Here is a 9,473-nt window from a genome sequence, read left to right as displayed (position 1 = left end):
ACCGACCCTGTCGGGTATGAGGATCAGGTAAACCTATACGCATACGTCGCAAACGATCCGGTGAATCTAATTGACTACACTGGTGAGAAGATTGAGGTGGCTATGCACGAGGTCACTGTTGGCCCCTACCGGTCTGGCTCGTATCATCTTAAGATCGTGATCGTGCCAAACGACCAAGACGCTTTCCGGAACGACGATCGTTTCCAAGTGGATTCGAATGGAACGGTCTTCGCGACCATCGGCGCTGGACCAGATTCCGATTCCAACATCTTCGGCCCACTAGTTCAAGGTATGAACCGGGAAACCGATGTAGGAAAAACGCTTTCTGGCGAAAGCTATACTGTCAGATCGATTACACCTGGCCAAGGGGATACAGAAAACAATCTGATCAATCGAATGATTGGGGTGGCTCAGAGTTTTGACAACGGGGCATATGATTATAGCTTAAGTCCCAGCGCCAACGGATCGGACTATAACTCGAACTCTTTCGTGGGTGGCTTGATCAACAGGTTGGGGGGTGAATCGTCACAACTTAATCCGTCAATGCCCACGCCCGGCTTAGACAAGCCCGTGCCGTCAGAAGCATTTTGTCAGCCGTCGATTGATGGGTGCAGATAATGAGCAGTGTATTTATAGTGCTCTGGATCGCCTGCTCTGCTTTAGTTAATGTAGGGCTTGCTCTTTTTTTCGGAAGGTGGATTCCCCTCACCGCATACGTCATTGAGGTAGGATTGGCTTTCGTCTTTTTATTTTACAAATCGGGTCTTGTATCAAAGACTGTAGTAACTGTTTTTTTTATTGCAGTGTCTATTGCGGCGATCTCGTGGCTTGTAGGTGCGGGGGTCGCCAAGCTCCTATAAAAGTTCTTGTGACAATATACTCACATCGACCGCCCCGACCTGCGCTCCATCGCGTCGCCCCAGCGCGTCGGTGACGAGCTGGGCCGTCATGGTGTCGCTCATCGACCAGCCGACCACCCGACGCGAGAACAGGTCGATGACGGCGGCTACGTAAAACGACCCCTCGGCAGTCCAGATGTAAGTGAAGTCCGCCACCCACTTCTGGTTGGGCCTGTCGGCCGTGAACTGGCGATCGAGCACGTTGCCGGCGATGACCGAGCGTTCGCCTTGATCCTTGGGTAGCCCGCGACGCCGAGGACGAGCCCGCAGCCCCTGCACCCGCATAAGCCGTTCGACCCGGTGCAGGCCGCAGGAGATGCCTTCGGCAAGCAGGTCGTGCCAGACACGGCGGGCACCATAGGTGCGATAACTTCCTACATGGCTGGCACGGACCTTCGCACCGATCACCTCGTCGTCGCGGGCACGCTGCGACGGCGCCCGGGTGAGCCAGGCATGGAAGCCGCTTCGCGAGACACCGAGCCCATGCCACCGGCCAGATCCCTCGGTGCTTCGCGATGAAGGCAAACCTCATATCGAGTCCTTCGCGAAGTAGGCGGCGGCTTTTTTTAGGATGTCGCGCTCCGCCTTGAACTTGGCCACTTCGCGACGGAGACGATCAATCTCCAACTGCTCCGGCTTCATCTGGCCGTGCCCCGGAAAGGCATGCCCCGGATCGGCGGCAAGTCCCTTCACCCATTTGCGCAGCACGTTCTCGTGCACATCCAGATCGCGAGCAGCCTGGGCTACCGCCACACCGCGCTCGCGTACCAACCTCACCGCCTCAAGCTTGAACTCGCGGCTGAACTTCCTTCGTTGCATTGTGGACCTCCGATAGGTGGAAACATCCTATCTCGGTGTCCACCAAACCGGCAGCAGGCCACTGGATTGGTTCTCAGGTGTCGTGAGTGCGAGCTCCGCTGCTCGCGATATACGCCAAACTTAGGGGGTGAATGCCCGTTGATCGGGGTAGGTGAAACGGTTTGCCGCGATCAAATTTCCACTCATCGCAAAGGTGCCAAGATGGGGGTATTGCAGGGGGTATTTTGGGCTAGCCTAATTAAAAAAGTTCCGTATATCAGCGCGTTAATTGAAGTTGGTGGATCCCTCCTCCGCTACCATTTTCAATGACTGAGAATCGACGTTGAATCACGAATTTTTGGCGGTTTTCCGCCGATTATGAGGTGGTGAGACAGTCGCAATTCGCACAAAGAGCCGGGTGGGCACCTGGACCAATCTGGACAGATTTAGCCAGTTTTGGACGCTTCTTGTGTCATGATTTGTGACACCGTTTGATCGCCTTGTGTCGATCGAGGTAGCCATAGGAAAAGCCCACAATTTCAGTGCTTCAAGCCTGGATATGCTCAATTCCGGCAGGTGTTCGGACCCGCTCGTTGCGGGACTTTGTGTCATTGTCAGCGCCACCGGGAAAAGAACCTGGCGCTATCGACGCCGGATAGCCAGGTCCGGCGCGATCGTAACTCTCACGCTCGGAACCTATCCCGCCTACACGATCCCGATGGCCCGCGAGTGGGCGAACGAGCTTAACCAGGCCATCGAGCGCGGCAAGGCCTCGCGCGAGGCTATACGTGTGGAAAAAGTGCGGGAAAGCCTCACCGTGGAGAAAGCGCACACGATCTACATGGACGTGATGAGACGCGGTGAGCGCAAGCTTGCAGTTCCCTGACGGCAACCTCGTCAACTATAACCGCGACGAATTGAACAGGTTGCACTATGCGGCACTCAATGCCGGGGGCTACCTGTTCTACACGCAGTACAAGGCCGATGGCTCTCTTTCTGCGCTTTACCGCCTGGTCACTTCGACAGCCGCATGGGGGCTAGGTTCAGGACCCATTACTGGCACCATCGAGGTTTGAAGCAAAATAGCTCGGCGCAAGGAGAAGGAGGCAGTAATAGGCCAATATTTCAAGACCTTTTGGCGCCGCGATGGGCCATTTTGGTCAAACCTTTGCGGGATGTCCAAATGGATTCCATCCCAACCCAAACTGTCCATGGAACGGCAGATAATCTTCCTGGCGGGCAGTTTGGTCCGGTATGTTCGCCATCTGGACGCCTCAATGGCGTCAGTAACAGAGCCTGAGCCTATGGCGATGGGGGGCAGCAAATTCAGTCGGTGGCGCTTTGGCCAGACACTGTTCGACGAAGCGGGCGGAACGCTGGTGGTCGATGGACAGACGGTAGAAACCGATCGCAATTGTGGCGCGCTGCTCGGCCATTGCGGCTGCCGCGTAAACCAAAACGCTTGGCATAGGCCGTGCGTTTAAATGCTTCAAAAATTTAAGGGATACCACTGGTCGGGACGACTGGATTCGAACCAGCGACCCCCACACCCCCAGTATGGTGCGCTACCAGGCTGCGCTACGTCCCGTACCAGTGGAGGCGCGCCTATAGGGGGGCGTGTACGATGTGGCAAGGTGGCTTGGTATCATTTGTTTGTTGTGTGGCGGCGCGCATCGGAGCGGTGTCGATTGCCCTTGTCTGGCAATGCTGCTAGCGCGCGACGCAATGGTAAGGCGTTCTGCTTGCGGGGTGCCTTACCGGACCTATATCTCTCGCCACCGTAATTACGACAGGCCCAAAACACGATGCTTCATTTACTTGCCGCCGCCTCTGCAGCCGGTTCGCCGCCTGTCTGGATGAGCTGGCTGCCGATTGTCGGCATGATCGCGATTTTCTGGTTCCTGCTGATCCGTCCGCAGATGCGCCAGCAGAAGGAACATCGCGAGAAAATCGCCGGTATCAAGAAAGGCGATCAGGTCGTCACAGCCGGTGGTCTGGTCGGTAAAGTTGTGCGAGTGGATGAGCACTATGCCGATATCGAAATCGCGCAGGGCGTGAAGGTAAAAGCGGTGAAGAGCACTATCGGCGATATCGTTCCGCCGGGTGGCTCGGCGGCGAACGACTAAGCGAAGGCATTCCTGCATATGCTCGATTTTCCGCGCTGGAAAAAGATCTGGCTCTGGGGACTGGTACTGGCCGTTGCCATTGTATCGCTTCCCACTGTGGTGTCACTGGCCGGCCAGCAATGGCCTGCCAGCTTGCCCGACCCGAAGGTGAACCTTGGGCTCGATCTGGCCGGGGGAAGCCAGATTCTGCTGGAAGCCGATCCGCGGCAGATCACTCAGCAGAAACTTGAATCGATGGAAGAAACCGTCCGCACCGAAATGCGGAAGGCGAGTCCGGCGATTCGTATTGGCGATGTTTCGACCGCTGGCGACAAGCTGAGCTTCATGGTGGAGAGCGCGAGCGACGTCGATCGCGCCCGCGAACTGCTGATGCCAATGATCAACGGCACTGGCATGACTCGCGAATGGACGCTGTCGGTTGTCGACGAAACCCGTATTGTACTGACCCCAACCAAAGAAGGGCTCGATACGGCGCTCGATCAGGCGATGGACAGCGCGAAAGACGTGATTGATCGCCGCATCAACGCCATCGGCACTCTGGAGCCGACAATTATCCGTCAGGATGTCGACCGTATTGTGGTGCAGGCGCCGGGTCAGCAGAACCCCGAAGCACTGAAAGAGCTGATCGGCAAGACCGCCAAGCTGGAATTCAAGCTGGTCGATCTGGATGCGCTGCCTGCTGATGTGCAGGCCGGTCGCGCCCCTGCTGGTAGCGAGATCCTGCCTTATGCCGAAGGCGGGCAGAAAATTGCCGTGCGCCGCCTCGGCGGGATCAAGGGCGACAACCTCGTTAACGCGCAGCAGGGTTTCGAACAGCAGACCAATCAGCCAGTGGTCAACATTACGTTCGATCAGCAAGGCGCGGACAAGTTTGCCCGTCTGACGACGCAGAACGTCAACAAGCCGTTCGCGATCATTCTGGATGGGAAGGTGCTTTCGGCACCCAACATCAACGAACCGATCCGCGGTGGCACAGCTTCGATTTCCGGTGGGTTTACTGTTGAATCGGCCAATCAGCTTGCGATTGCGCTGCGTTCGGGTGCGTTGCCGGTTGATCTGAAGGTGATCGAACAGCGCACCGTCAACCCGGAACTGGGCAAGGATTCGATCGAACGCGGGCTGATTGCGATGGGCGTCGGCACCGGACTGGTCCTGCTGTTTATGCTCGTGACGTATGGCCGTTTCGGTTTCTATGCCAATTGCGCGCTGGTACTGAACGTCCTGATGATCCTGGGGATCATGGCAGTGATGAACGCCACGCTGACATTGCCGGGCCTGGCTGGCTTTGTGTTGACCATCGGCGCTGCGGTCGACGCCAACGTGCTGATTAACGAGCGTATTCGTGAAGAACGCAGACGCGGCCGGCGTGTGTTGCAGGCGGTCGAAACCGGATACAAGGAAGCGAGCCGCGCCATTTACGACGCCAATATCACCAACGTGATTGCCGCGACCCTGCTGTTCCTGTTTGGACAAGGGCCGGTGAAAGGTTTTGCAGTCGTCCTCGTTATCGGCGTGATCACCACGATGTTCACTGCTGTCACCATTACCCGCATGTGGGCCGCCGGCTGGTTGCGCCGCACACGCCCCAGCGACATCCACATTTGATAGGGGAGCGAACGCCATGAAACTTCTCAAGCTCGTCCCCGATAACACGAACATTCGTTTCCTGCGCTGGCGCTTGCCGTTTTACGTCGTCAGCGTCTTGCTGATCCTGGCAAGTTGGGGCCTCGTGCTGACCAACGGGCTTAATCTGGGGGTCGATTTCGTCGGCGGCCAGATGATCCGCGTCACATTCGTTGGCGAACAGACTGTGCCGGTTGCCAAGATGCGGAGCGAGATTTCTGCGCTCGGTTATGGCGATCCGATCATTCAGGGATACGGCGGCTCGAACGAAGCGGCGATCCGAGTAAAACTGCCCGAAGGTGCGGATGAGAAGCCCGATCTCGCCAATACGATGACAGCGAAAATCGTCGCAACGCTGAAGGCGGCTCATCCTAATATCCGCATCGATGGTATCGATTCGGTATCGGGAAAAGTCTCCAGCGAGCTATTCAGCAAGGGGCTGATGGCACTCAGCTTCGCAATGCTGGCGATTTCGGTCTACATATGGATTCGGTTCGAATGGCAATTCGGGGTAGGTGCGCTGTTCGCGCTGTTCCACGACGTGTCGCTGACCCTGGGCTTCTTCGCGATCACGCATATGGAGTTCGATCTCAATATTGTGGCGGCGATTCTGACGATCATCGGGTATTCGCTTAACGATACGATCGTGGTGTACGACCGCATCCGTGAAAACCTGAAGAAGTATCGCAAGATGCCGCTGCCTGAACTGCTCGATCTTTCGGTCAACGAAACGCTTGCGCGTACAGTGATGACATCGCTGACGCTGCTGATCGCGCTGATCCCGTTGCTGATCTTTGGCCCGGCCAGCCTGTTCGGCCTCGCCGCTGCGATTACGCTGGGTATCTTCATCGGTACGTATAGCTCGATCTACATGGCCGCGCCGATTCTGATCTGGTTGGGTGTAAAATCGGACAGCTTCGTGCCAACCGAGACCGCCGCAGACAAGCAGGACCGGCTCGCTCGCGAAGCGAGTATGCCTTAAGGCAGTCTAACCAAAATACGCTGCCCCGGACGGCTCAGGTCCGGGGCAGCGCCGTTTTTCCTTACGTAGTGGGCCAACACATGGCGCGGCGGTCCCGCCCGTTACCGCGGTTGTGATGGAGACAAAGCACGGTTCATGGATTGCCGCGTCGCTTCGCTCCTCGCAATCACGAAGGCATGCAAAGGATGGCGCCAGGTATATCGGCACTCCGCATCCGTCATCCAGCCTCCAATTCCACGGTCATGAATGATGTGGCGAACCTTCTCCCAGATGGGGATCGCGGCTATTTGACCGAATATCAGGTCAGCGCGCGCCGATCAGTCGCTCGTAGTATTCGCCCAGCGCTGCACCGTTCGCTTCCCAACTGAAGCGGTATGCCATCGCGGCGGTTGCGGATCGTGAGGGTGGGGCGGCTAGCAGGGCCTTTACCCCGGTGGCGATCGCGGTGGGGTTTCGTTCGACGATGAGGCCCGCATCCGGCCCGGTAACGACTTCGCGCGCGCCGCCTGCATCGGTGATGACCAGCGGTGTGCCGCAGGCCAGCGCCTCCACCCATGCGTTCGCCAGTCCTTCGCTGGCGGAAGGCAGCACCATCGCATCGGCGGCGGATAGCACCAGCGGCAGCAGATCGTGGTCGAGCAAGCCAAGGAAATGGACCCGTTCCGCCACACCGCGTTCGGCAGCGAGCGAGCGCAATGCGGCCTCATCCTCCCCCTTGCCGACGAGTAGCAGCACGGTATCGTCTGGCAATTCAGACAATGCTTCTATCGTTATCGCCTGCCCCTTACGCGGGATCAGTGCGCCGACGGACACGAGCAATGGTGCTTTGGCCGGGATAGCGATGCCAAGCTCCTCCGCCACCTGCGCGCGCAACCCTGTGTGTTGCAAAGGACGAAACCGGTCCCGATCCAGTCCGGTGTAGTGCAGGGCAATCTTGTCACGCGGCAAGCCGATGGCCGCCATATCGTCTGCCAAGGGACTGCATACCGAGAGCATTCCCGCCGCTTGCCGCCCGGCCGCCAACATTTGCCGCCGGGCAGAGGGCCGTGCGCCCCAGTGATGGATGTCCGCGCCGCGCGCCTTGATGGACAGCGGCAAGCCAAGCGCAGCTGCGATCCGCGCGGCGGCGGGACCATCGGGATAGAAAAACTGGGCATCGACCAGATCGAACGGAGTCTCCGCATGAAGCCGCCGTGCCAGCGGCAGCACCGCGCGGGCGATCAGACGGGGGTTGATCGGTCCGCCCAGTCGCGGGATCAGCGGGAAGCTAGGGCGGTGCACCGCAACGCCATTTTCCACTGCATCGACCGCCGCCGCCTGCAAGGCTTTGTATCGCCCAAAGGCAATCGGCGGCACACCGATGGGATTGATGACGGTCACGCTCCACTCAGAGCGACGGGCAAGCGCCTCCAGACTGCGCGCGACGAACGTGCCGAAACGGCGATTGGCGGCATTGGGGTAGAGCGTGGAAAGCGACAGCACGCGGCGGGGCGGAGGCGTGGTCATAACGGGCGCACCAGCATTTCCGCGACAGCAATCCATGCGGGATCGTCCACGACGATCTGCTTCTGGCCGATGCCGACCGGCAGGATTCCCACCAGCGATCCGCGCTGGTCGATCAGTCGGCCGAATGCGAACCGCCCGCCTTTGCGCGGGACAAGCACGTCGCGGTTGATCGCCTGCGCGGTTTCGCCGACGGGTATCTGGCGCAGCCAGAGCTGGTCGCCCGCACGATACTCACCCGCGCTCGTTTCAATGGTCAGCACCACGCGGATGGCATCCCCGCCGATCTCAGTGGGCATCAGCGCGTCGCGTGGGGCAGTCAGAGCCTCGGCCCCATCGCTGACAAGCGTGGCCACGACTTGTGCCCGTGCATTGGCTTCCGAACGGACAAGCGTTTCGGGATCGACACCCAGCGCCGCCGCGATCCGATCCATCCATTTGAGCGAGAGGTTGCGGGTGCCGGTTTCGAGCCGCCCCACGGTTTGCGGAGTGGTGGGCGGCACGCACGCCTCTGCCAGATCGGCCAGAGTCATACCCTTCTGCCTGCGGATAGTACGGATACGATTGATCACTGCGCGTTCCTAACCAAATCGGTTCACTCTTTCCTACAAGCAATCCGTTTTGGCAAGGGGCTCGCCCAGTGTAAAAGGAGAATGTCATGCGCCGCGAACTCGCAGAACGTGAACTGACCAGTGCGGGCCCCGCTCGCAGACCCGGAGTGACGGGCAAGCGGCGTACTGTGACGGTGAACCTCGCGGAAAGCCCGCTTGGCTGGCTTTATACCCACGGATACCTGAACGATCGCCTGTTCGATGCCGGCGAACGGTTGCGCGCCGATTACGAACGCGCACAACTGGCCCCGCGCGTAACCATGCGCTGGGAGCCGGTGCGGATCAAACAGAGCGGCGGCGGCAGCGAACTGACACCGGGCGAACGACAACTGGCGGCAAAGCAACGCTTCGATGGCGCGTTGGCACATGCTGGCAGCGATCTGGCGGACGTGTTGTGGCGAGTGGTCTGCGCCGGGGAAACCGTGCAGGCGGCGGAAAAGGCGCTGCAATGGCCCGCGCGCAGCGGCAAACTGGTGCTGAAAATCGCGCTGGACCGAGTAGCGGAATATTATCGCATTTGCTGAAAGTGTCAGCGAATACTTGATTTTAACAAAATGTTTGGCATTCCTGAATGCGACTTTGGATTAGGGGGCAAGGTTATGACGGATGAACGGGCTGCGCTGGCGAGTGCGCGCGCGCAAATGGTTTACGATGCGAACAAGAAATCGGCAGGTGTCGCCTATCTCTTGTGCATCGTATTTGGCGGGCTTGGCGCTCACCGGTTCTATCTCGGTGCAACCGGCACCGCTGTGGCTCAATTGGTACTGTGGTTTTTGGGTTGGGTGACGGTGTTTCTCGCCTGGATCCCGTTGGGAATCTGGGTGCTGGTCGATCTCTTCCTGATTCCCGGCATGGTGCGCGAAAAGAACATGGCGATTGCCGATAGCTTCTCGTTCGACTGATCGCCTGCCCTGAGGGGGAAGGCCGAACC

General features: G+C 58.8%; 11 protein-coding genes, 1 tRNA gene and 1 pseudogene. 9 read left to right on the top strand and 4 right to left on the bottom strand.

Going from position 1 to position 9,473, the window contains the following annotated elements:
* Positions 1-618, top strand: a 618-nt coding sequence (locus CV013_RS07045) for an RHS repeat-associated core domain-containing protein (protein ID WP_232806565.1), incomplete at its 5' end; no start/stop codon positions are given.
* Positions 619-920: 302 nt separating this feature from the next.
* On the opposite strand, the pseudogene CV013_RS07035 reads toward CV013_RS07045, so the two are convergent.
* Positions 921-1,718 (bottom strand): annotated as a pseudogene (locus CV013_RS07035) (IS3 family transposase); the annotation flags it as partial.
* Positions 1,719-2,178: 460 nt separating this feature from the next.
* Here CV013_RS07035 and CV013_RS07030 point away from each other — a divergent pair.
* From CV013_RS07030 to CV013_RS15670, 3 genes are all read left to right on the top strand, one after another.
* Complete coding sequence (locus tag CV013_RS07030) at positions 2,179-2,583, top strand: Arm DNA-binding domain-containing protein (protein WP_123639922.1); 405 nt, start codon at positions 2,179-2,181, stop codon at positions 2,581-2,583.
* Positions 2,558-2,773, top strand: coding sequence for a hypothetical protein (locus tag CV013_RS07025; protein ID WP_123639923.1), 216 nt, complete (start codon positions 2,558-2,560; stop codon positions 2,771-2,773). Before CV013_RS07030 ends, CV013_RS07025 begins: the two co-directional genes overlap by 26 nt.
* A 201-nt stretch (positions 2,774-2,974) precedes the next feature.
* Positions 2,975-3,181 (top strand): hypothetical protein, encoded by a 207-nt coding sequence (locus tag CV013_RS15670; protein WP_198591830.1) that lies wholly within the window; start codon positions 2,975-2,977, stop codon positions 3,179-3,181.
* Between the two features lie 27 nt (positions 3,182-3,208).
* On the opposite strand, the gene CV013_RS07015 is transcribed toward CV013_RS15670, so the two are convergent.
* Positions 3,209-3,285: transfer RNA gene (locus tag CV013_RS07015), tRNA-Pro, on the bottom strand.
* Positions 3,286-3,502: 217 nt separating this feature from the next.
* Here CV013_RS07015 and yajC point away from each other — a divergent pair.
* From yajC to secF, 3 genes are read left to right on the top strand one after another with little or no spacing between them, the layout of a single operon-like run.
* Positions 3,503-3,823 carry a preprotein translocase subunit YajC gene (gene yajC, locus CV013_RS07010; protein WP_102154508.1) on the top strand — a complete coding sequence of 107 codons (321 nt, stop codon included), beginning with the start codon at positions 3,503-3,505 and terminating at the stop codon, positions 3,821-3,823.
* Positions 3,824-3,841: 18 nt separating this feature from the next.
* Positions 3,842-5,428, top strand: coding sequence for a protein translocase subunit SecD (gene secD / locus CV013_RS07005; RefSeq protein WP_102154507.1), 1,587 nt, complete (start codon positions 3,842-3,844; stop codon positions 5,426-5,428).
* Between the two features lie 16 nt (positions 5,429-5,444).
* Positions 5,445-6,428: a protein translocase subunit SecF gene (gene secF / locus CV013_RS07000; protein WP_102154506.1), complete on the top strand. Its 984-nt coding sequence runs from the start codon at positions 5,445-5,447 to the stop codon at positions 6,426-6,428.
* 303 nt (positions 6,429-6,731) lie between these two features.
* Here the strand turns inward: secF and CV013_RS06995 are convergent, their stop codons facing one another.
* Together CV013_RS06995 and CV013_RS06990 are read right to left on the bottom strand one after the other, a co-directional pair.
* Positions 6,732-7,934, bottom strand: coding sequence for a glycosyltransferase (locus CV013_RS06995; protein WP_102154505.1), 1,203 nt, complete (start codon positions 7,932-7,934; stop codon positions 6,732-6,734).
* On the bottom strand, positions 7,931-8,503 hold the full coding sequence (locus tag CV013_RS06990; protein ID WP_102154504.1) for a helix-turn-helix domain-containing protein: 573 nt from the start codon (positions 8,501-8,503) through the stop codon (positions 7,931-7,933). Before CV013_RS06990 ends, CV013_RS06995 begins: the two co-directional genes overlap by 4 nt.
* An 86-nt stretch (positions 8,504-8,589) precedes the next feature.
* Here CV013_RS06990 and CV013_RS06985 point away from each other — a divergent pair, with 86 nt between their 5' ends.
* The gene (locus CV013_RS06985) at positions 8,590-9,066 is read left to right on the top strand and encodes a DUF6456 domain-containing protein (protein ID WP_102154503.1); all 477 of its coding nucleotides are present in this window, start codon (positions 8,590-8,592) and stop codon (positions 9,064-9,066) included.
* Between the two features lie 75 nt (positions 9,067-9,141).
* Entirely contained in the window at positions 9,142-9,444 is a 303-nt protein-coding gene (locus CV013_RS06980; protein WP_102154502.1) for a TM2 domain-containing protein, read from the top strand.
* Positions 9,445-9,473: the final 29 nt, after the last annotated feature.

This window comes from Tsuneonella flava (assembly GCF_002870965.1).
GTDB classification, from domain to species: domain Bacteria; phylum Pseudomonadota; class Alphaproteobacteria; order Sphingomonadales; family Sphingomonadaceae; genus Tsuneonella; species Tsuneonella flava.
The sequence above is the reverse complement of the archived record's forward strand: the minus strand, read 5'-3'. Positions and strand labels throughout refer to the sequence as shown.